Annotated in this window: 9 protein-coding genes; 5 read left to right on the forward strand and 4 right to left on the reverse strand. The window is 67.5% G+C overall.

The features are described from left to right. Positions 1-15 precede the first annotated feature (15 nt). Positions 16-11976, forward strand: a complete 11961-nt coding sequence (locus tag D7W79_RS01795) for a Tc toxin subunit A-related protein (RefSeq protein WP_120523586.1) — start codon at positions 16-18, stop codon at positions 11974-11976. 480 nt (positions 11977-12456) lie between these two features. Beyond that, entirely contained in the window at positions 12457-12804 is a 348-nt protein-coding gene (locus D7W79_RS45620; RefSeq protein ID WP_276375038.1) for a helix-turn-helix domain-containing protein, read from the forward strand. Positions 12805-13229: 425 nt separating this feature from the next. Here the strand turns inward: D7W79_RS45620 and D7W79_RS01805 are convergent. The 3 genes from D7W79_RS01805 to D7W79_RS01815 all read right to left on the reverse strand — a co-directional run bounded on the left by D7W79_RS01805 (position 13230) and on the right by D7W79_RS01815 (position 17052). Next, positions 13230-14389 (reverse strand): IS3 family transposase gene (locus tag D7W79_RS01805; protein ID WP_120523593.1). Its coding sequence is split into 2 segments (ribosomal slippage): positions 13230-14110 and positions 14110-14389, totalling 1161 coding nucleotides; the frame shifts between segments, so codons are not numbered across the junction. A 392-nt stretch (positions 14390-14781) separates the two neighbouring features. Then, the gene (locus D7W79_RS44715; protein WP_244221545.1) at positions 14782-15735 is read right to left on the reverse strand and encodes a hypothetical protein; all 954 of its coding nucleotides are present in this window, start codon (positions 15733-15735) and stop codon (positions 14782-14784) included. A gap of 114 nt (positions 15736-15849) precedes the next feature. Further along, positions 15850-17052: a C39 family peptidase gene (locus D7W79_RS01815; protein ID WP_158616863.1), complete on the reverse strand. Its 1203-nt coding sequence runs from the start codon at positions 17050-17052 to the stop codon at positions 15850-15852. A gap of 299 nt (positions 17053-17351) precedes the next feature. Between D7W79_RS01815 and D7W79_RS01820 the strand changes: the two genes are divergently transcribed. Further along, positions 17352-20273: a CBM96 family carbohydrate-binding protein gene (locus tag D7W79_RS01820; RefSeq protein ID WP_244221546.1), complete on the forward strand. Its 2922-nt coding sequence runs from the start codon at positions 17352-17354 to the stop codon at positions 20271-20273. A gap of 58 nt (positions 20274-20331) precedes the next feature. Here the strand turns inward: D7W79_RS01820 and D7W79_RS01825 are convergent, their stop codons facing one another. Continuing rightward, positions 20332-21204, reverse strand: coding sequence for a WD40 repeat domain-containing protein (locus tag D7W79_RS01825; protein WP_244221547.1), 873 nt, complete (start codon positions 21202-21204; stop codon positions 20332-20334). 122 nt (positions 21205-21326) lie between these two features. Here D7W79_RS01825 and D7W79_RS43105 point away from each other — a divergent pair, with 122 nt between their 5' ends. Next, positions 21327-22157 (forward strand): hypothetical protein, encoded by an 831-nt coding sequence (locus tag D7W79_RS43105; protein WP_147441765.1) that lies wholly within the window; start codon positions 21327-21329, stop codon positions 22155-22157. A 295-nt stretch (positions 22158-22452) separates the two neighbouring features. Further along, a partial coding sequence (locus D7W79_RS01835; protein ID WP_147441766.1) for a hypothetical protein occupies positions 22453-24212 on the forward strand: 1760 nt, incomplete at its 3' end.

The following is a 24212-nucleotide window of genomic DNA, read 5'->3' on the forward strand; positions in this document are numbered from 1 at the left end:
TGCTTTACTGGCAGGATGACTGACGCCAGCCCAGCCTCGTCCGCTTGGCTCAAAGCCTTCCTCGCGCGCAATCCGAAACTGAAACTCTCACTTGCAGCCCTGTCGGCCCCCAAGCTCATTGGCTCGCTCGACTGGGGGGCGGACGCGGGTGGGGCGCCAGCCTCTCGTGACGCGCTGCTCGAGATCCTCCGCCGAATCGCACGCCTGGCGCACGTGGAGCGGGATCCGCTGCGTGCCCATGCGCTCGTGTGCGCGGGCTACCCATCGGCGCATCACATCGCGCGCGAGACTGTCGGGGCCTTCGTCCAGGCCATGGAAGGGACAATCGGCGCGGAAGCGGCGTGGGCCGTCTACCAGCGCGCCCAGGGGGCCCGGAGCCTGGCGGTGCAGCGCTGGATGCGTGTGCGCGAGGCTGTCTCACCGTACCACCGGATGCTCTCGGCCCGGACGCGTCCCAACGTGTCGCAGGACAACCCGCCGCCCCCGGTCGCACCAGGCCTGTCGGTCAACTACCCATCCCTCTTTGGCGAGGCGCCCTACGCGGACGTCCCTCACGACGCGTCGATTCTCGGTCCCGGGGCCTACTTCACCGACCTCATGTCGCTGGTCCAGCGGTCCATCACCGACTTGCAGGGTGACCTCGGTCCACTCGCTCTGTCCCAGCGGCGTCCGGATCTCTGGAATCTTCTGCTGACCCCCGAGAACGCCACCGACCTGGTCTCCAACGCGGATCTCGTGCTGGAGATCCTGGAGTCCACCGTGGCGGCGCAACCTCCGGACAGAGCCTCACTGCTGACGCCGTCCTATCCGCCCGGCGCTCCGGACGTCATCGAGGTGACCCCATCCTGGCCCTCACCCCAGCAGGCGGGGACCACCTATGTCGTGGACCGCGGCAGCGGCACCGGGCCGGTCGTGGTGGGCGCGGACCCCCTCACGAAGTCCACGACGATCCGGAGCGGGCTCGGCATGCAGGCCGTCTCCATCCAGGAGGCGGCGATCGTCATCGAAGCCCCGCCACCCGCTCCCAGCGCGCCATCCGTCGTGATTGAAGGCTTCAGCTTCAGCTTCGGCACGGGCGCCACGGCGACCTCGCTCCTGTCGTTCGTGGGCGGCTCCCTGACGCTGCGCAACTGCGTCTTCTCGGCGAGCGGACCGACGCTCCAGGACGGCTGGGCCATCACATGCGCTGGTGCGACGGGAACGATCGTGCTCGAGAACTGCACCTTCGTGGATACGAGCGACGCGGCCTCGCATGCGGCGATCGATGCAACCTCCAGCGGGCCGCTGACCCTCTCGCTGGCGGACTCGATTCTCTGGCCGAAGAACAAGCCCGCGCAGGGGTACGCGGCGGTCAAGATAGGCGCCCGGACGGCGGTCAACGTCGGGTTCTGTGACATCCGGGGGGGCATGTTGTCCATCACCTGCAACGACACTCCCGCCACCACCCAGACGAACTACGCCAACACCAACTTCGACGCGTCCCCCGAGTTCAAGGACGTGACGTTCGCGCAGCTTCAGCCCTCCTCGCCCTGTATCGGGCGCGGCTCCCATGGAAACGACGTCGGAGCGAGCCTGGATGTCTATGATTGGCTGGCATGGGCCATTGCCTCCTTCGACCTGCCGTTCGACCTGCGGCTGGAGTCGGGACGGCTCGCGCTGGAGGGGCTCGGCACGGCTCCCGAGGAGATCGACCGGAGCTGCTCGGGGTTCGTCAAAGCCTGGCGCCAGAATCTCTACTTCCCGCTCACACAACTCGGCCTGTCGCTCGCGGACTATCAGGTGCTCACCCATCCGCTGTCGGGCGGCCTGGAGCCCTATTTCGGGCTCTCCACCTCCACCTTCCTGCAAGAAGCCGTCGTCCTCGCGCCCTCACTGGCGAAGGGCCCGGGGTGGAGCTTTCCCGCCTCGGCCTTCGGCTCATGGACCGGGCTGTCGCCGGATGGCCTGCGCGAGCTTGTCTACCAGGACCTGAGCCCCGCGGAGATCGCCGAGCGCATCCAGGAGGGGGGCGGGGCGGAGCGCCTGAGCGGCTGGTGTGGCTTCTACGTCAACGGACAAGAAGCGGGCGCCTGCAACACCCTGGCGCTCCTCACGCAATACGCGCCGGTCGGCCAGTACGCGCTCGCCTTCACGGCCAGCGACGGTGTCTCCGTGTCGTTCCCGGCGTTCCAGACGCCCCCTTCGGGTTCCTTCACGGTCTCCTTCTGGATGTACCTGCCCGCCGCGCAAGAAGCAGTGCTCCTGTCCACCGAGGGGCAAGGCGGGATCGAATGGCGGATGGATGGCGCGTCTCTCCGTGTCCAGGTTCCCGGCGCCTCCAGCACCCTCGACCTGTCGGCCTTCCTGGCACATCCCCAGTGGGTGCACATCGCGACGGTCTATGACCAGACGGCCCAGACACTCACCACCTTCGTGAACGGCGAGCGGGCGGCCCAGGCATCGCAGGTCCAGGCCTTCTCCTGGCCCGCCGCGTCGGGCCTGTCGCTTGGGGGCCCTTGCACCACCGGCACCTCTTCCACCGCCACCACCTGTTTCTCCGGGGGGTTGTGTGAGCTGACGGTGTGGAAGGTCGCGCGGACCGCGGAGGACCTTCAGGCGGGCTTCCAGCGGCCGGCCATGCTCGCTCCCGCCTCGGCGCAGAACGCGCCGCCGCCCGACCTCCTCGCCTACTGGCCGGTGAATGACAACGCCGGCAAGAAGGTCCTGGACTGGGCGGACACGTCGTACCCACAGAGCCCGAACAACGGAATCGCCCAGGGCGCGGCGACCTTCGCCCCAGTCGGGCTGCCCCACCAACACGCTCTCAGCGCGGGACAGAGCCTGAACCAGCAGGGGCTCATCTTCGTCAGGCTGGAGCTCCTCACGGGGACGGCCGACGGCGTGGCGCCCGGAGTGACCCTCGGGAACCTGGATCGCATCAACCGCTTCGTGCGGCTGGCCCGGCGCACCGGCTGGTCTTTCACGGAGCTCGACTGGGCGCTCTTCACCCTCTTCCAGCTGAACCCTGCTGGCACCCACGACTTCACCACGCCCGCCTTCTTCGCGGACCTGGCGAGGCTGCGCCTGCTGCAGACGCGGCTGGAGCTCGGCCTGCGCGAGGTCTGCGCGCTTGTCGGGCCCCTCAAGCCCTTCGGGATGGGACGCCTCGGTGACGGACGCTCGCTGTTCGATGCGCTCTACAATCGCCCGCCCTTCGCCGCGACCACGTTCTCGCCGGACATGTCACTCGTGCTCTTGCTCAAGGACGACTTCGAGACACCCGGGCCGATCGCGCGACGCCTCGCTGCGATGCTCACGCTCGATACCCGGCAGCTGACGGCCATCGCCCGGCAGCTCGCGTCCGGCGACACGCTGACGATCTCCGGAGCGACGCTCACGGCCTTCTACCGCTACCGCGTCGTCGCGGGCTGGCTCGGATTGGATATCGAGTCCCTGATCGATCTCCTCCATTGCGCTTCGTTGAGCACGCTGGGCAGCTCGTGCACTCCGTCCGATCTCTCCGCCTTCGTGCGAGAGGTCCGCTGGATCGCGGACGCGAAGCTCAAGCCCACCGACCTCCGGTACCTGACGACCCCCCCGGATTCGAAGGACGCGTTTCCCTATCAGCAGAAGCTGGAGCTCGAGTTCCGCGAGCGGCTGCCCCGGCTCACCGAGCAGCTCGAGCGGGAGCTGAGCGTCTGGCGCGTTGGCCCGGCGTCCTTCATCTCCCCGGTGCTCGATGAGGCGCGGTCCGTCCTGCTCTTCACAAAAGCGGTGCAAGACGGCTACCTCGATCCTTCCGGGCTCATCACCTCGAAGCTGTGGGCGCGTCTGCCCGTCGCTCCCTACCGCGTGCCCTCGGCCGAGTACAAGACGATCGGGGAGGCCGTCGCGGCGGCGGCCGCGGCGCTCGGACAGGGAGCACCCGCGGTGACGGTGCTCGTGGCAGCGGGAACGCACGACCAGCCCGGGGACAGCGGCATCCAGGTCACCCTGAGCGGGGGCGTGCTGACGCTCCAATCCGAGGCCGGTCCGGGCACCACGGTGATTGATTGCAAGAAAGCTTCCTTCCTCCAGCTGAGCCAGGGAGGAAATGCCCAGGTCGTCATCAACGGCCTGACGGTGCAGAACGCTAGCGGGAGTCCCGACGGCGGGGCCATCACCACCACGTGCCCGCTCCAGTTGGTGAACTGCATCTTCAAGGGGAACACCGCGCACAACGGCGGCGCCGTCTGCGTGCTCGGCCCCACAGGTGGCGCGCTGGAGTTCGTCGCGGAGAACTGCGTCTTCTACTCCAACATCGCGACCAGCACCGGCGGCGCGCTCTCCCTCACGGGCTCGAAAGCGCTCCTCCGGTTCTGCACGCTGTACCAGAACAGCTCGGCCTTGAACCTCAGCAACGGCGTCCACCTCGATGCCGACTCCCTGCTGACCATTGATCACAGCATCCTGTGGGACACCTCGGGCCTCTCGCACGACGACTGGAGTGGGGGAGGGATTGTCATCCCCAATGACTCCGACCTCAACGCGCCCAACCTCACCAAGCCCGATAAAAATGGCTGCATCTTCGTCGATCCCAAGTTGCTGGATCCCCTGAATGGCGTCTACGAGCCGGGTCCCGGTTCCCCGTGTATCGGCGCGGCACGGGACGGCGCCAACATGGGGTACGGCGGCTCCACGGGGGAGCTCATCACCGTGCTCGCGCTCTACCCCTTCGCCTACGCGCAGATCGCCGTGCTGCACAAGTCGCTCGCCCGCTTCTTCCGGAACGAGCAGCTTCCGCTCGACGCCGTCCTGAGCGCGCTGGGTCCCTCCCAGAACGGCCTTCAGCTCCTCACCGGCGAGGGCGACTCCACCCCCGCGGTTGCGTACCTCCGCGACGTCTTCCGCTACGTGTTGCTCGCCGACCTGTTCGGGCTCGACGGCCGTCTGCTGGCGCTGGTCTTCTCGAACCCCTCGCTGTTGTCGCTCTCCGGGGGAGGGACGCCCTACCAGCCAACGCTCCGAGACCTGCGGACGCTCGCCAGGTTCGCTGACTTGCGGACGCGGTACCCCGGCGCGCAGGAGGCCCTGATCGCGACCCTGCGGTCGTCTGTGGCCGGGACGTTGTTGAAGCCTGCTGAAGAGGCGCTTGCCCACCTGTTCGATTGGAGCACCAGCGACGTCCGTTCCGTGCTCGAGGCCTGTAGGAGCGGTTGTCTGACGTCGGTCTCCACCCAGGAGAACAACGGGGCTCTCAAGACGGCTCCCAGGAGGCAGGTCGATCCCCAGTTGCACGCGCTGACGGTCGAGGCCTGGGTCCGAACCTCGACGCCACTGCCCCCGAGTACAGCCAAGGCGGGCAACACCTTCCTGGGGTTTCTCAGCGCGACGACCCACGATTGGTCCTTCGTCGTCAGGATTGAGCCGGGCAGCAGGAACTTCACGTTCAATGTGGAGGACCCGTCCACGTCCACCCAGAACAGGACAGCCGTCACCGCCTCATCCATCACTGTCGAGGCGAACCGCTGGTATCACGTCTGCGCTGTCTTCAACGCAGGCAGTCTCTCGCTCTTCGTTGACGGGAACCTGTGCGATTCCAAGTCGGTGCAACAGGACTCCATCGCCCTGAGTCCATCATCCCAGGGGATGATCCTCGGTCAGGATCTCCAGGGGATTGATGCAGGTGTCACCAACTCCATCGCGGAAGTGCGCCTCTGGCGCACGGCGCGGACCCCGGAGCAGATCCGCGCGCGAATGCAGGAGCGAATCCTGTCTTCCGAGCCGGACTTCTCCAACCTCTCCGGCTACTGGACGTTCGAAGATACCCGTTGGCTCGACGAGACCGGGAACTGGAACGCCGGACAGCCGAATGGCGAGGTCAAACAATTCTTCGAGGCGCTTGCTCCGGTCGCGCTCGCGCAGGTGTTGTCGAGCGCCGAGGCGATCGACCTCTCTCAGCGCACGGGCCTCGACGTCTCGCTGCTCCTCGCGCTGTATCGCAATGGCCTGAGCGTGGATGCCGAGCCGCTCCTCGCCGCGCTCGCCGCGAAGGATTCGGACACCGCGGGCGCGGTGCAGGCGGCCATCACCGACCGCAAGCGGGAGGCGCTCAAGCGCTTCGCCCTCCGGCACATCGACGCGCGAACGCGTCCCCTGGGCTTTCCCGTCGTCAACGACAACCGCCTGTCGGACTACCTCCTCGTCGACGTCGACATGGCGGCACAGACGTCGACCTCGCGCATCGTCCAGGCCACGTTGAGCCTGCAGCAGTACGTCCAGCGCTGCCAACTGGGGCTTGAGCCCGGGGTCGGTGCGATCGGCATCACCGACACCGAGTGGGGGTGGATGGGGACGTACCGCGAGTGGGAGGCGAACCGGAAGGTCTTCCTCCACCCGGAGACATATGTCCGCCCCGAGCTGCGCAAGAACAAGACGCCCCTCTTCGTGGAGCTGGAGCGCTCGCTGGCCAACAGCGAGCTGACCCGGGCGGGCCTGGAGAAGCTGTACCGGCGCTACCTCGATCAGCTCGCGGTCGTCTCCAGCCTGCACACCGTCGGGAGCTGGTATGAGCCCGCTGAGCGCATCGACAGCGCGCTGGTCTCCCGCTCCAAGGTGGGAGCCAACGCCTGCGTCCAGGTCTCCCCGATCTGGTCCCTAAACCAGCAACTCTCGACCCTGAGTGTCGAGGCCTGGGTGCGCTCGAGCGCCAAGCAGCGGCCGCCGGATGGAAACAAGTTCCTGGGTTTCGGCGACACGAACAATTATGTCGGGTCCTTCGCCCTCGGCTTCGGCCCGAGCGGTCTTTTACCGGCCGTCTATCTCAAGGACCCCTCCGGTAACACCTGCATCCCCGCCAACGTCACCATGGAGGCCGGTCGCTGGTACCACCTGTGCTTTGTCTTCGACCACGGCGCCGTGACGCTGTACGTGGACGGGCGCGTGTGCTCACCGCCGACAACGGTGGACTACAGCACCCTGATTCTCCCGAACGACGGAGCCATGTTCCTGGGCCAGGACCCGTCGGGCAATCATGGCGACACGGTGAACAGCATCGCGGAGGTGCGCTTCTGGAACACCGCGCGAACCCGCGAGCAGATCCTCGCGAATATGCGTCGGCGCATTCCGGTATCGGCTCCAGACTTCAACGGCCTCCTCGGCTACTGGACCTTCGATGACGGCAGCGTCGTCAGCCGGGCCGGGCAATGGAAGCAGGGCACCGTCTCCGGAGACGTGTCCTTCGAGTTCCCCGCCCTGGACGTGCTGTCCCAGGCGCCGGCGATGGACACGTATCACTTCATCGGACGCACGCGGACGCAGCCCTTCGCCTTCTATCTTCGCGTGAAGGAGGTCCATGGGCCCGCCGCGCCGGGCGCGGACTCGGTATGGGGGCCGTGGGAGCAGATCGGGCTGTCCATCAACTCGCCCTACGCGAGCCCGGTGGTCGTTGACGGGCAGCTGTATCTCTTCTGGGCCGAGACGCGCTTCGTCAATAGCAATGACAAGGCAACCCCGCCCGTGGTGGCGCACCATGAGGTGACGCTGAAGTACTCCCGCCGCAACGCCGACGGAAGCTGGCTTGCGCCCCAGTCACCCTTTCCGACAATCAGCCTGCCCGGCAACATTGATCTCGACGCGAGTCCGGTGTGGCGCAAGCCTTATGCGCTGCCGATGGCCTCCAACGGCAAGACCGCGATCCTGGTCATCTACGGCGGCAGCAGCACGAGCACGACGCCGTTCTGCTACGTGTTGAGCCGGGACCAGACGGTCACGACCGGTCTGTCAGTGGACCTGGGGTCCACAGCTGATACGAGCTATTCCCTCGTGGAACCCGTCACGTCGTCGCAGACGCCAGCCCTCTACACCTTCACCGGACAGTCGATCCTCGCGGCCAACTACTTCGACGTGGACAGCAGCATCGTTGGTATAGGTACTGGTAGTGGAATGCATAGGACTACCGTCTCCGTCTTCCCAGCCGATTTCCTGAAGACGGGCGGGACCTTCGTGAAAAATCACTCTGGCACATTAGGCAGCACATCCCTCCTTTGTTACGGAGGAATGTGCTTCACGAGCATCCCCGACGGTTCTTCCGGGAGTATCTCGTTGTATGGCTGTGTCGATCCACGTGAGACGGATTGGAATCTTATCAATCAAAACATCGCTCCGCAGGGCAACGGCGTCATTACGTCGATGGTGGCATGGAATGGCTCTATTTATGGAAGTATGGACGGGACGGTTTATGGAAGTATGGACGGGACGGGCCGGATCTCGATCATCCAGGCGAATTCATCGGCGCTGACGTCTACGGCACCGTGGACGCTCAGTTTTCAGTACTCATTCGTCGGTGGTGATGATGTATTGGGACCGGGACCACAACTGGTGCCTGGCGACGATGGCAACCTTTACTGTTTCTTCGTGAATAACGGCACGGTCTACGGGACTTCGTGCGACAGGCAAGGCAATTGGAAAGATCCTGCTGCCACCTCGATAGGAAGCGCAGCAAAGGTATCGGCGCCGGTCTTCTGGAATTGGCGCTGGTACTGTGGGGTGAGTTCTCCGGACGGCTCGGTCCACCTGTGGCAAGCCACCACGCTGGGGGGCCCCTGGACCCATTTGCAACAAGCCACCGTGCCTAGTGGAGCGTCTATATTGGTGGCGGGCTGCCCAACTGGTTTCGTATGTATACAAGTAGATTTCCCCTCCGGCATGATGACGTGCATCAAAGGAACTCCAGACCCGAGAAGTCAGGGTTGGACGACGCTTCCCAAGTTCGTTCCATATGCCAATCCGACTCCGACAGTATTGATTTTGGCGCGGCTGCCAGGCGCACCTGCGAGTCAATTGCTTGCTTCCATCCCGGCGGATGCGTCATCCATGCCGGTCGCCAATCAACTCAGCGCGTATACCTTCGCGGCAGCAGGCGCCGAGTTCTTGATTCGAGCGTGGGACGCGTCGACGTCGACTCTGCAGCGGCTCGATGCGCAGGTCGTGGCGAGCGTCGCGGACGGCCTGGTCACGCTGTCCGGCACCAGCCCGGTCGATCTGTCAAAGGCGCACTTCTCCTTCGAGCGCCTGACCTCGACGACAGTGCCTGCCCTCTCCCGGGCGCTGGCGGAGGGTGGGGTGGATGCTTTGCTGGGCGCGGGCTCCCAGCGGACGCCGGAGTCGCCGTTCTTCGACCTCAACGCGAACCTCTTCGACCCGAACGTGAAGCGCGGCTGTGTCCTGCCGCCGGAGGACGATCGGATCCGCTTCGAGCTGTCGAATGCGTATGGGCTGTACTTCCGCGAGCTCTTCTTCTTCATCCCCTGGCTGATCGCCGAGCAGTTGCAGAAGAACCGGCACTTCAAGGAGGCGCGCCAGTACCTCGAGTACATCTTCAAGCCGTCGGCCGCAGCAGGCGGCGGCGACTACTGGCGCTGCGCGTGGCTCGCCGGCGTGAGCCCGAAGAGCACGCTCGAAGCGCTGGAGCAGCTCGACCCGGCCGCGCTCGCGCTCTACCGGAAGGATCCCTTTGACTCCGGCGCCATCGCCGACCTGCGCCCGAGCGCCTACCAGCGGGCGATCGTCACCGCCTACATCCAGAACCTCCTCGCGTGGGGCGACGACCTGTTCGCGCAGAACACACGCGAATCCATCCACCAGGCCGAGCAGCTCTATCGCTACGCGGGCGACCTGCTCGGGCCCCGCCCGAGGCGCGTAGAGTACACGCCGCCGCCTCCAGAGACCTATGCCGAGCTCCGGGCCCAGGAGGAGAACGAGTTCCTGCTGGCGCTGGAGCGGCTCGGCCTGAAGGACGGCGCGAGCGCGCCCACCCCGCCCCTGGAAGGAATGGACCCCAACGGCAGCATCGCGGACTACGGCTTCTACTTCGGCGTGCCGGACAGCCCCGAGTTCCTGGCCAACTGGGATCGCGTGGAGGACCGGCTCTACAAAATCCGCAATGGGCTGGATCTGGCGGGCGCCCAGAACGACTTGTCGCTCTTCGAGCCCCCCCTGAGCCTGGAGGAGATCCAGCGGCGGGGAAGCCAGGGCGGCGCGGGCGCGGCGGCGGGCAATTCGAGCAACGCCGACCGCTCGCTCGAAGGCGCGCGGTTCTCGAACCTGCTCTTCTCCGCGAGGATGATGGCCAACTCCGTCATCGAGTTCGGGTCTTCCTTGCTCCGGGCGCTCGAAGCGAAGGACGCCGACGGGCTCGCTGCACTGCAGGTGGGCCAGCAGAGCGCCATCGCCGAACGCTTGCGCCTGGTTCGCACCGAGGAAGTGAACAACGTGACAGCGATGCTGGCTTCGCAGCAGGCGGCGCTCGAAAGCGCGCAACATCGCAAAGATTTCTACGCGCAGCTCATCAGGAACGGATGGTCCGCGGCCGAGACGGCCGGCGTCACCCTCGCTAGCGGCAGCCTCGCTCCTCGCATGCTCTCCCTCTTGGAAAACCAGCTGTCCGTGCCCCTGCACCTATTGCCAGAGATCTTCGGATTCGCGGTCGGTGGGGCCAGTCCCGGCGCTGCCGTCCAGGCCCAAGCCGCGGTCTCTGGCGATATGTCGGCGCTGCTGAGCGAGTCCGCCTCGCTGGCCAACACCATCGCATCCTACGAGCGCAGGGCGCAGGAGTGGCAGCTTCAACAGCGGCTGGCCGAGTTCGACATCACGCAGCTCAACGCGCAAATCCAGTCGGCGCAGCATCAGGTGAATGCCGCCAGGCTGCAGTCCGCGCTCGAAGAGACGACCCTGAAGCAGGCACGCGACGTGGAGGCGTACTACCGGAACAAGTTCACCAACGCCGAGCTCTACGGGTGGATGGCTGACACGCTCGGCCAGCTCTACTCCGAGCTCTACCAGGTCGCGCTGGGCATGGCGCAGCTGGCGCAGGCCGCGTTGACGTCCCTGAGCGGCCTGGACCAGCAGTTCATCTCGACCGGGGGGTGGGACAGCCAGCGAAAGGGACTTCTCGCGGGTGAGAGCCTCCTGCTCGATCTGGCGCGCATGGAGCAGGCCTATTGGCAGTGGGAGCGCGCGCAGCCCCCCGTGCCCCTGGCGAAGACCGTCTCGCTCAAGAAGCTGGATCCGTACGCCTACCTCCAGCTCGTCACCACCGGGGCCTGCACGTTCAAGCTCTCCGAGGAGCTCTTCGACCGTGACCATCCCGGCCACTATCTGCGCACGCTGCAAAGCCTCTCGCTCCAGCTCCCGGGCGTGGCGGATGAGCGCGGCGAGGTCCACGCGTCGCTGACGCGGCTCTCGCATGAGCTGGTGCGGCAGCCGGATGCCGCGGCGGTAGGCTTCCTCCTGGGGACGTCGAGCGAGATACCAGGCAGGGCCCTGCGGCGCAGCCTCCAGAGCCGTCACAGCGCGCTCTCACACGCGGCGCTCGTCGATAGCCGTGAGCAGGGGGAGTTCCACAGCGGCAACCTCGACATCTTCGCGGGCGGCGGCGCGGTCTCCACGTGGCGCCTGGAGCTCCCACCGGAGCAGAGCCGCCTGGACCTGCTCGCGGTGGACGATGTCGTGCTCACGGTGCACTACACGGCCCGTCATGGCGGCGAGGCCTTCCGGCGAGAGGTGGAGGCCGCCCTTCCGGCGCACTCGGGCACCCTGCTGCTCGATATCGCGCGGGACTTCCCTGAGGCGTGGCGCGCGTTCCAGAGCGGGACGGGTGACGCGGACCGGAAGCTGACCTTGAAGGTGACCCGGCGCCTGCTGCCGAGGAACCTGCCGGGGCGCACGTTCCGTCTGCACGGGCTCCACCTTGGGAGCTTCCACGAGGCGGATGTTTTCGACGCCACGCCGACGGTGGTGCTCCAGGGGCCACAGGCAGGCCAGGGGCTTCCCCTGATTCCCGTGGCCGAGACCGGGAACCGCGTGTCGAGCGCGGTCTTGTCCACGCCGGTTGCGGACTTCCTTGCCCGGCCCTGGACCCTGACCGGTGTCTTCATGACAGCGGCGGCCACCCCTCCCGTGCCGGATGGAGGCGCGGCCCAGGGTCTGTGGCTGCTGGCAGACTACAGTGAGGAGTGAGCTGACGCAGGGGATGGGGGAATGAGTCAGGACTCCTGGCCTACCGGCCGGGGGCCCGCTGAGGCGGTGTAAAAGAAACCCCCGTGGCACCTTGCTGGCGCCACGGGGTTTTCTCTTCTCAGTGGAGGCGGCGGGAATCGAACCCGCGCCGGGCGGCGCGAAAACCCCAACAGGATCGCGCCCTTACCTCGTAACCGCCCGGAACGACTTGGATTCGATATCCCGCCGCGTTCCATCCCGTCCCACCCCGTTCCAGCCCATTCCGCAGGCTCTCGCGACATAGACGCAACATGGCGGGGGCCGTCAGCGGGACGTAGCTCGTCTACGCGCTGGCTTCGCCTTGAGTGCGCGCGTCAGGTCGGGGAGTCCGAAGCTCTAAGCCATCCGGGGTAAATCCTTGCCTAGGTAGGTAGCATCCACCACTGCCCTGCTGGAGGGTAGGAGGAGCGGTGGATTACCCGGAGCGGCAACCACCTCAAAGTGACGGAGCCACAGCGCCGAGCACTTCAGCGGCTGGCACGGGGGGCTGGCTCGGCAGCCGCAGGGCTGCGGGCCACCATCGTCCTGTTGAGCGCCGCAGGGGATAGCGCGGCGCATATCTCGCGGGCGCTGGGCGTCAGCCCCAGGATGGTGTGTGACTGCCGACGCCGCTGGCGGCTGGGCGGCCTGGCCGGGCTGGAAGATGCCCGTCGGCCCGGCCGGCCGCTGCGAGCGGACCCTGCCTATGTGCACTTGCTGGTGCAGACGGTGCAGCAGGACCCACGGCAGGTGGGGTACGCCTTCACGCGGTGGATGGCCCCGCGGCTTTTCGAGTACCTGCGCCAGTAGACGGGCATCAAGCTGAGTGCCTATTGGGTGGGCGAGTTGCTGCGCATGCACGGCTTCGTCTGGAGACGCTCCAAGCGCACCACCCAGAACCTGGTGGACGAGGGGGAAAAAAGAACGAGCTCGACGTCGGCTGCGCGCTCTGGAGAGGGCCGCCTGCCATCCGGAGGCGGACTTCGAGCTGTGGTACGGCGGCGGGGTGCGCTTCGACTTGTTGCCCGTCGTGCGCCAGATGTGGCGCAAGAAGGGACAGCGGCTGCTGGTGGAGACTCCCGGCAAGAACGAGCGGGTCGCCGTCTGAAGGGCCTACCGCTTCCCGAATGGCTCTTTTCTCTTCAGCCACCAGCCCCGCAGCGTCAACTCCGCCCACTTCGTCGCACTGCTACGCAAGCTGAAGTGGGCATGATCCGCTTGAGTGGACAGGTTGACTATGCCGCTGCCCGTTCGAACTCAGCCGGCGCAGCGTAACCGATTGCCGAGTGCATGCGTTGCTGGTTGTAGAAGACCTCGATGTAGTCGAACAGCTTCACCTTCGCGTCGCTGGCGCTCTGGAAGGACTCACCCAGCTCGTTCTTGAGTGTGCTGAACCAGCTCTCCATGGCCGCGTTGTCGTAGCAGTTGCCCCGGCGGCTCATGCTGCAGCGCAGGCCGTGCTGCTCCAGGACACGCTGGTAGTCCTCGCTGGCGTAGGTGCAGCCCTGGTCGGAATGATGGAGGAGCCCTTCTTCGGGACGCCGTCTGCGAAGCGCCATGTCCAGGGCCTTGAGCGTCAGGTGGCGGTCGTTCATCGCACTCAACGCCCAGCCCACGACGAAGCGGGAGTACAGGTCGATGATGGCCGCCAGGTAGAGCTTTCCCTCGGGCGTGGTGAGTTCCGTGGTGTCGCCCACCCAGCGCTGATTGGGACCATCCGCGGTGAAGCGCCGCTGCAGCAGGTTGGCGGCGACCGGCAGCCCGGGCTCGCTCACTGTCGTGCAGCGATAGCGTCGGCGCGCCCGGCCCACCAGGTTCTCCGCTTGCATGAGGCGGATGACGCGCTTGCGACTGATGCGGACACCCTGGGTGCGCAAGGCCCGATGGACGCGAGGGCTGCCGTAGGTCCGGCGCCCCTGCTCGTGCGCCTCGCGGACCAGGACCTTCAGCCGCTCGTCGGCGCTGTGCCGGGGACTCGGAGGCCGACGCCTCCATGCATAGAAGCCTGAACGCGACACCTGCAGCAATCGGCACAGCACGCTGATGGAGAAGTGCGCCTGCTCCGCACGGATGAACTCGAACTTCACCCGTTCTCCTTCGCGGTGTAGGCCACCCATTTTTTTAGCAGCGTTCGCTCCATCTCCAGTTCGCGCACCTGCTTGCGCAGCTTCGTGAGCTCTTGCCGCTCCGCGCTCGTCAGCGCCCCGGGCTTCCCCTTACCGCTATCCGACCGAGCCTGCTCGACCCAGGTCCTCAACGCCGACAGCGTTAAGTCGAGGTCCCTGGCCACCTGGGAGACTGTCTTTCCCTCCTCCAGTACCAGCCGGACAGCCCCGGCCTTGAACTCTTCCGTGTAGCTGCGCCGGGGACGGCGCTCCTTCTTCACTTCCACCATGTCGGACACCGTATCCGCCTCTTCGTTGGTGTCCACTGAAGCGGATCATGCCCAAAGGCCCGCGCTCAGGCCACCGGCAAGTGAATCGTGCTCGTGTTCGACAACGACGGAGCCTTCACTTCCAAACTCTCCACTCAGGTATTGCTGGAAGTGCAAGCGTAGGTGCGTCCCTTCTGGCTGCCGAAGTACACCTCGGAGAAGCTCAACCGGATTGAGGGCCTCTGGGGCCACCTCAAAGAGGCGTATTTCAGCCGCATGCTGACGAAGAGGTGGGAGGACTTCTATGCTGCGGTCGTCCGCCTCCTGGAACTGCTGGGCCGTCCAGGAGGATTCCGACGTCTCATGCCACCTGCCCGACCTCGTAGGGTAGGCAAAGATTTTCCCCGGATGGCCTAGAGCCAGTGGTCCTGCCAGAGCGTCACGACCTTGTGGGACTGGGGAAAGAGGATGACGAAGAGGCGGAAGATGCCGCCGCCGTAGCCGCTCTCGTACGTGGCGACCTGCACGTCCTCCGTCCCGTTCCCGTAGGTGGAGAGCAGCGCCGGGTGCAGCCGCTGGTAGGCGATCTCCATGCGCGGCTCCAGGTCCGCGTAAGGAATGACGCCGGTGGGGGAGAGCCAGTAGTCCGCGAGGATCTGCTGCACCTGGGCGGTGCGCGTGGCCATGGCGAGCGTGGGCTCGCCCGCGTAGTTCCAGGGGAAGGCGTAGACGTGCAGCTCGCCGTCACAGCCGCCGTCGCAGCCCCAGTAGGCCTCGCGCTCCAGCGTGTAGATGTTGGGCGGAAGCGCTTCCTCGCCCAGCTGGAGCGTGTAGCTGGCCGGCGCCGCCGCGGGGTCCCCCAGCTCCAGGCGGAACCGCTTGCCCGCGCCGGTGCCCGTGCTCACCACCGCGAGGTACTCGCCACCCTGGGCGAGCGTGAGCGTGGCGATCTTGCTGAGCTGCCCATAGCCGGAGTCATCGTCCTGGGCGACGGGGGTGGTGCCGTAGCTGCCGCTCGCGTCCCTGGGGCCGTACACGAAGAGGCCCGTGTCCAGGTACATGGAGCTGCCCAGGTGCGTGACCTCCAGCCGCAACGTCTTGCCGGCGGGAGCCTGGAAGCTGAACGAGAACGCCTGGGGACTGGTTGTGAACTGGGCTTGCACCGCGCCGGGCAGGGACACCGGGCCCAGGTACGCGGTGCTGTCCACGATGTTTCCGCTGGTCGGCGCTGCCGGCGGGGACAGCACGGACTGGACGTGCTCGCCCGTCTCCACGGCCGCGGGTGTCTCGGGCCCTGGGCTTCCACCACAGGCGGTGACACAGAACAGCAACACCGTGAGACAGGATTTCAACAAGGTCGCACGCATCAAGGCTCCTTCGTGGGTCCAGGCTGGATGAAGCCTGGATTCTCGGAAGGAGCCTGTCTAGCGCCGGGAGCCGCTGGCGGACGAGGCGCACGAAGGCGCGGCCATGGATGACTTCTACAGCGCGGGCACCGGCCAATCCCGGGGGTAGACGAGGTAGGCGGTGCCTCCGGAGCGCGAGAGCCACAGCGGCTCCAGCTCCGAACGGTAGTAGGTGCGCCGCACGGCGGTGTCGCTGGCGGCCGCCGGGTCGTTCACCACGGGGTTGCCCACCGCGTCGAAGCCCGCGAGCACGATGAGGTGGCCGGCGGTGGAGGGGATGGGCGCGCCGGTCAGCTCACCCTTGCCCCACGCGACGCTGAGGATGACGGGCACTCCCGCGGAGAGCCACGGCTCCAGCTGCGCGAAGCTCGTGAAGCGCGCCACGTGCGCCTGGAGGCCCTGGCCCGCCGCGTACGCGGTGTTGAAGGGCCAGTTGCCGTGACCGCCGTAATACCAGTCATGCACCCCCGCGACGGCCGCGCGCACGTTCGCCTCGCAGCCCCGCGTGTCCGCCGTCCAGTACTGGAGCACCATCGCCGTGGACGTGGGGCTGCACCAGACCTCGCCGCCGTCCGGGTAGACCATCTGCGAGCACCGCGGCACCGCGAGCACCTGGTTCCAGCGGGCCGGGTTGCCCGCGGGCACGGTGGGCCGCGTCTCCGGCGAGGTGGAGGTGGTGAGCGCGCTGGCGTGCAGCACGGGCGTGGCCACGCCATTCGCGCTGAACAGCCGCGTCTTCACCTGCCACGCGGTCGCGGCGCTCTTCTTCGCGGTGACGATGAGCGTGTCGATGGAGACCCTCGCCACGGTGTCCGCCTGCGAGTCCGCCGAGTGGCGTTGCACCGTGGAGGCGTCCGAAGCCCAGACACCCAGGCTGAACCACTTCGTCCAGGCGCCGCCCACCTGCACGCGCACGAGCGTCTCCACCCAGGTGCCCGTGGGCGTGGTGGCCTCCCAGGAGGCGATGGCTTCACGGAAGCCGAACGCGCTGGAGACGATGGGGCTCGTGGCCTCGCCCTGGAAGAAGGAGCCACCGTTGTAATAGGTGCCGCCGTAGTAGCCGCCCGGCCCGTAGGGGTCGGTGCCGGACCAGGACTGGCCCGGAAGCAGCTGGAGCGAGCCATCCGCCGCGCGGCCCACGCCGCTGAGCTGCCAGCTGAGGAAGTCACCCCGGCTCGCCGCCCAGCGGGTGGAGGCGCTCTGGCCCGCCGTGGCCACTGAAGGGGCGAGCGCGAGGGTGATGATCAGCGCGAGTACGGCTGTCCTGGACTGCGTCATGGAGGCTCCCGGGGATGCGAGGGCGGACCACGACAGCAGCTTCCGCGGAGGATGCCTCCCTGCGGACCTGGACGAATGGATGGCATTGAACATCTCCACCCGGGGAAGAGAAGGCTGCTCTGTTGCTTGCCCTCCCGGCGGGAGCGGCCACGGCCCGATGTCTGGCTCACCTGTTGCTCATGTCTCCCTTTCGTGGTCCCAGAGGGAGCGTCAGCGTGAGACGAATGACAGTCGCAGGGATGTTGTGGGGAATGGGTGTGGCGTTGGCGACCCTGAGTGGGTGTGGCGCGCCACTGACAGTGGATGAAGATTCACGTGAACCCGGGGCGGAGACTGTCAGCACGGAGCGCGCGGCGCTCACGACGCGGACGGTCGTCCTGACGCCCACGGAGGACGCGCATGTGGAGGCCGCGTCCCCGGACACGAGCTTCGGCGCTTCCTCCACCTTGAAGGTCTCGCGAACCCCCGAGGCGCTGACGTACCTGCGCTTCTCCGGGGCCGAACTCCCCGTTCCCGGGACGGTGACGTCCGCGAAGCTGCGCCTGTTCGCGATGAACAACGCGGCCCAGGGCGTCGCCGTGCACGACTCGCCGGGCGTGCACATCTGGGACGAAAGCGTGACGTGGAACACCCGGCCGGACTGGAGCGACTCCTGGCTCACCTCGAGCGAGGGGCCCGTGAGGAGCGGGACCTGGGTGGAGCTCGACGTGTCGGGCATGTACATCCCCAGCCGCTACTACAGCGTCGACTTCCTCCTCTCGGCGAAGGGCACGGACAGCCTCACGTTCGGGTCCAGCGAGTCCTTCGAGTACAAGCCGCAGCTCGTCCTCACCGTGGAGTCCGCCGCGGACAACCCGCCGCCACCGCCCGCGCCGCTCACGCTCTCCGGCGCGCCGGTCTCCTTCACCGCGAGCGGCGACACGTTCGTCGACGCGGAGAGCCCGGGCACGGCCCAGGGCGGCGCCACGACGTTCAAGGTGGACAGCGCCCCCATGCAGGAGGCCTACCTGCGCTTCCCGGTGCAGGGGCTGACGGAGGCCGTGCAGCGCGCGGTGCTGCGCCTGTATGTGAGCTCGGGGTCGGATGACGGCCCGGCCGTGTACGCGCTGACGGGGCTGCCGTGGAGCGAGGCCAGCGTCACGTGGAACTCGCGGCCGGCCCGTACGGGCAGCCCGGTGGAGGACGCGCAGGGGCTCGCGACGGGGAGCTGGGTGGACTACGACGTGACGGACCTGGTGCGTGGCAACGGGGACGTGACGTTCGGGCTGTACCCGACCTCCAGCGACGGCGTGACGTTCTACTCGCGGGAGAGCGCGGATGCGTCGCTGCGTCCCCGGCTGCTCGTCTGGACGGGCGCGGCGAAGACAGCCCCGACGGACGCGTGCCTGACCCGCACGGAATATGTCGAGGTCCCCATCAGCGCGGTGCACGACACCTACGCCGCGGCGGATGCGCCGGAGCAGAAGTTCCAGCACCACGCCTCGCTGCGGGTGGACGCGGAGCCCCGCGCGGAGGCCTTCCTCCGCTTTGACGTCCAGCTGCGGCCTGAGCGCATCCAGCGGGTGGCGCTGCGCCTGTATGCCATTGACGGCACGGGCAACGGGCCCCGGCTCTACCGGGCGTCGACGTTCGACGGGGCGACGACGGACTGGAACCACCGCCCGGCGCCATTGGGCGAGCCGCTGGTGGACCTGGGGGCCGTCGCGCGGGATGCGTGGGTGGAACTGGACGTGACGAACACCGTGACGGCCTCCGGGACGTACGCGTTCGCGCTGCTGCCGGACAGCACCAACAGCGTGGGCTTCGTCTCCACGGACGCGGAAGCGCGGGACATCATCGGGGGCGCGCCCCGGCTGGTCATCACGTATGAGAGCGACCCGTTCTGCTCGTACCGGGGCACGAAGCCGTCGGGGACCACGGCCTGGGTGCGTCAGGCCGGAGGCGCGCAGGCGGAGACCCCCCGTCACGTGGCGCCCGCGCCGGATGGCGGGTTCGCGGTCGTCACCCGGCTCTACGGCACGGGAACCCCGCCCGTCCCGTCAGGCCATACCGTCGCGCTGCACCGGGCGGATGGCGCCGTCGCGTGGACGCGCTCCTTCCCGCAGGCGGGGGTGCGGTTGGAGAAGGTGGTGGTGACCACGGTGGGCAACGTGCTGGTCGCCGGCAGCTACGACGGCGCACCGGACCTGGGCAAGGGGCCGCTGCCCCAGGGCTCCGGCTTGGTGGTGATGAAGCTCACGCCTGACGGCATGGTGGACTGGACGCGCGGCTTCCGGGCCTGGTTCGGCGACCCGAGCGACCCGGAGCACTACTACGACAACCCGATGGACTTGCTCGACCTGGCCACGGACGCGCACGGCAGCGCGGTGCTCGTCGGCACGTTCTGGGGCTACACGGACTTCGGCAACGGGCCGGTGTACTCGGGCAAGCCATTCCCGTACGACGACACGTACCCGAACTCCTACGTGCTGAAGCTCCAGTGGGACGGCACGCCCCTCTGGTCGCGCGTGCTGGCCGGGACGTCCCTGGTGGGCACGCGGGCGAGCAGCGTCGCCGTGGACGCCAGCGAGGGCGTCATCGTGGGCGGCCAGGCGGGCAGCGACACCGACTTCGGTGGCGGCACCGTCGCGCAGCGCGGAGCCTTCGTTGCCCGGTATGGGGTGGGGGGCGACTTCGGCTGGGCGCGGGTGATGAACGCGCGGCTCAGCGAGGTGACCTCCGTGGGCGTACTGCCCGACCAGCGCATCGCCTTCACCGGGAACTTCAACGGATACCTGTCGTTCGCCGGCCAGAGCTACGTCAGCCGCGAGCCGGAGGAATACGAAGGTGCCCCGGATGCGCTCGTGGGCGTGCTCACCGCGGCGGGTGGGGACGTGGCCCTTCGGCAGTTCGCGCACTCCGGGTTCAAGGACATGGTGGTGGACGGGGCCGGGAACATCGTGACGACCCAGGACGGCGCGGGGGACCTCGTCGGGCTGGGCGACGTCGGTTGGCGGCAGGATGAGCTGCCCCGGCCCACGCTGGCGGCCTTCGGTCCCGGGCTGGAGTCCCGATGGGTCCGCGTGCTGGGGCTCACGTCCGTGCACGAGCTTCACCTCGCGTCCTCCCCGGACGGCGTCGTGGCGGCGGGCACCCTGAGGGAGGCGCTCGAGATGGACGGCACCTGGTACACGCCGCAGTCCCGGCGCTCCGACGTGCTGCTGTTCAAGCTGCGCAAGTAGGCCGCCGTGCCTCGGGGCTCCCGCATCCGAGCGGGGGCCCCGGGGGGAAGGCGCTGTGCTAGTCCAGAGGCACCGACAACAGCTCCCGCTGACACGTCACGTAGAGCGTCCGGTCGTGCACCAGCAGGCCGCCCAGGTCGGCGTGGCCGAGGTCGTGCACGGCGAGGCACTTGGTGGAGTCGAGCGACCAGACGCGCACGGTGCCACCGGAGCTTCCGGTGCACAGCAGTCCGCGCGACGGCTCCACCGCGACGAAGTCCACCCCGTCCGCATGGCCCTGCCATTGCCGCACGACGCGGCCGGTGCGGCTGTGGACCATGTGGGCCACGAAGTCCCAGGACCCGCAGAGGAGGTGCTCTCCGTCGGGGTGCCAGGCCAGCGCCCGGAGGGTGTTCGACGGGCGGTTCCTCGCGATGCCGAGCGGCTCAGGGCGCGCGGTGGCCATGCGCAGGTGGAAGAGGGCGCGGACGTCGAGCGTGAGGCTGTCGAGCAGGTGCACGGCGCCGTTGCTCCCGCCCACGGCGACGAGGCCCCGGGCGGGTGCATGCGCGAGCGCGAAGAGCGGTCCAGTCTCCAGCGTGCGCAGGTTCTCGCCCGTCCATGCGTCCCACAGCCGAGCGCTGCTGTCGGCGCTGATGGAGACGACGCGGTCCTCGCTGACGACCGCGGCGGCCTGGACCTCCTCTCCGTGGCCCTCGAAGGTCTGCAGGCGTCGCCAGTCCGTGGAGTCCCAGATGGCCAGGCCGCGGATCTTGTACGCCTCGAGCACGCGGCCCAGCGCGGCTTCACCCGCCAGCCGGAACCAGGGCTCTCCATTCCGACAGATGGCGCCCGTCTTCAGGACCCGCGTGCACTCACCGGTCGCCAGACTCCAGAGGAAGATGCGCCCGCGCCCGTTCGCGGCGATGTGGCGCCCGTCGGGCCACAGCATCGGCGCCCCGAGGGGATCTCCCTCGGTTTCGCCCTCATCGAGCCACTGGGAATACCGGCGCCACATCGCTTCAGTCTAGATCGCCAGGGAGTTGGCGGCGCGCTTCTCGTAGCGCGTCGCGCTTGTCGAAGAAGGCGCGCACCCAGGCATTCACCAGGGTGAAGGAGCGCGGCCCGTCGAGGGAGCCCCGTGCTTACTCGGTGACGGTCGCCTGTGTCCGGTTTTCCAAGGACGCTCGTGAAGAGGTAGGTTGTTTGGGTGTTTCCCCAACGGCCACCTACCGGGGCCGTCGTTGGGGTCTTGCGACATGGGGCGGGATCGCGCGAATGAACACATCAGGCTGGGTCAACACGGAGCTTCGTCTTCTGGCCTTGGGACTGGTTTCCTCTCTTGCGCTCGCGGGATGTGGATCGACCCTCATTCAGGGCAACTACAATTTCGCGGATCACCCAGGCAAGGGGCTGGTGGTGCTCTCCTCACGCATGGAGGGCTACGACGTCTGTCCTTACGGCATCATGAGGGGACTGCTCCGTTTCAAAGACCCGGCGGAGCATTCGGTCACCCTTGAGGTGCAGGCCCCCCGGCCCGAGCGGACGGAGATGGCCACGGCGGACGGGTACGAGGTGACCTTGCCCGCCGAACAGCCCATCCGCTTCGCGGTCCAGGAGGTGCCGGCAGGCCAGTACGTCCTCACCAACCTGTGGGTGCAAACGACGGGCCCCGCAGAGATGGCCTATGCCCTGTTTCCTCCCCAGGCCCGCTTCAACCTCAAAGAGGGAGAAGTCGTCTATCTCGGGGAGGTTGGGTTCCAGGTGTTCGGGAAGCAGTGTGTGTTTGAATATTCCACGCTCCAGTCCCGGGATGAATGGGAAAGAGATCGGTCCGAATTCAAGTACACGATTCCCAATATCAGCCCGGATGCCGTGAAGAAAGGCTTGCTCAAGATACCCTGATCCAGGGGGACACGAGCACGGGGCGCGGCGGCTGCCCATTCGGGTCGGGCCAGACAAGCGGGAGCAGGCCCCAACAGCGCGCCGCTTTGGGCCAGAGACGCCCGTGGTGCACACCGAGGGCACATGATGAGGGTGTTTCCGCCAGCCGCTCTGCGTGAGCACCGGCAACAACCTGGGCTGCCAGCCCGGGCTTGACGCAACCGGCGACCGGGCACGGGCGATAATGCACCGGCCCTGGAGAGAGCCATCTCCAGGGCCGGTGCCGTTTGTGCGCCCCTCCAAGGACCCCCACCCCATGCAAGCCCATCTCCCGGAGCGGATCGTCCGCTCCCTCACCGGAGCACTCACGCTCCTCCTGCTGACCCACTGTGCCGTGCCCACCGACGCCCCCGAGCCCACCTCCGTGCGCCAGGCGCTCGCGTGCAGCGGCGGCGGCAGCATCGACCAGCACGCCGCGCAGTGTGACGGCACGGGGAAGCTGCTGTCCTGGGCGCCTCCCACGAACCCGGGCAGCTCCGCCGCGTATGACTACGTGCTGGACCTGAACCAGAACTACCTGCTGGCGCTCCCCAACCTGTCCAACCTCACGAACCCGTCGGTGGCCAGGCCCGCCTATTACGCGCACTCGTACCTGTGCAGCGGCACGGCGCCCGGGTGCTCTCCCGCCGGTGAGCCGGTGGGCTGGCCGCACAACCCCGCCGGCCTGAACGCGATGCTCATCGAGTCCAGCCTCGCGTACTCGCCCTACAAGAACGACCCGCGCCTGCGGAACGCCGCGCTGGCGCTGCTTGACTGGCACCTGGCGCACGGCATGACGGCCGTGGGGGACCACTGGTCGAACGTGCCCTACGCGAGCGGCGCCAGCGGCACGCTGACGTACGCCGGCACGCAGGCGGGCGCGTCGGTGGGCGTGGGCGACGGCGTGGGCTACCTCCAGCCGGAGAAGGTGGGCGCGCTCGCGTGGGCCGCCGTCCAGGCCTTCAAGTTCAATGGCAACACCGCCTACCGCGACATGGCCATCAACGCGGCCAACCAGCTCACCAGCCACCTGCGCACCCCGACCGCCACCGTGTCGCCGTGGCCGTACCGCGTGCGCGCCTCCGACAACGCCGTGCGCACCGGCGCGAACATCGTCGACAACTACGCGTCCAATGTCGTGGAGCCCCTCAAGCTGTTCCAGGAGCTCATCAAGCTGGGACAGGCGGGGACGCTGAACGGCGCGCCCGGCTACAGCAGCACGCAGCTGGCCCAATGGCAGAGCACCCAGGCCACCGTCCTCGCGTGGCTGCTGGGCAGCAACGGCCCCATCGCGACGCAGAACTGGACCCAGTACTTCGAGGACGTGGGCTCGGACGCCACCAACAACCTGAACCAGCTCGTCCCCGGTGAGACGGCCAAGTTCCTGATGGACAACCCCGGCCTGGACCCGAGCTGGCAGGCGCACGTGCAGAACATCATCGCCTTCATCGAGACGAACTTCGGAGACACGCTGGAGTTCGGCGCGCGCCCCATCAAGGAGCAGTTCGCCTTCCACTACAAGATGGGCAGCCACACCGCGCGCTACGCCGCCGTGAACGCGCGCTACGCGGAGCTCACCGGGGACGCGACGGCGAAGGACAAGGCCTTCCGCGCGTTCAACTGGTCCACGTACATGGTGCGCAACAGCGGGCTCACCATCGACGGGCCGTATCCCAACAACGTCTGGTTCACGGACGGCTGGGGTGACTTCATCCGCCACTTCGTCATCGGCATGGGCGCGCAGCCGGACTGGGCGCCCGCCGGACAGAACCACCTGCTGCGTTCCACCTCCGTGGTGAAGAGCGTCACCTACGGGCCCGGCAACGAGGTCCGCTACACCACCTACGACGCCAGCGCGACGGAGGTGCTGCGGCTCGCCTTCGTCCCCTCGGCGGTGACGGCGGGCGGCACCGCCCTGTCGCAGCGCACGGACCTGGCCGCGGACGGGTGGACCTTCGACACCGGCAACAACGCGCTCCGCATCCGCCACTCGAACAGCGGGGTCATCGTCATCTCCGGGGCGCCTCCCACCGCCCC

The sequence above is a fragment of the Corallococcus exercitus genome (assembly GCF_003611585.1).
Taxonomy (GTDB): Bacteria; Myxococcota; Myxococcia; order Myxococcales; family Myxococcaceae; genus Corallococcus; species Corallococcus exercitus.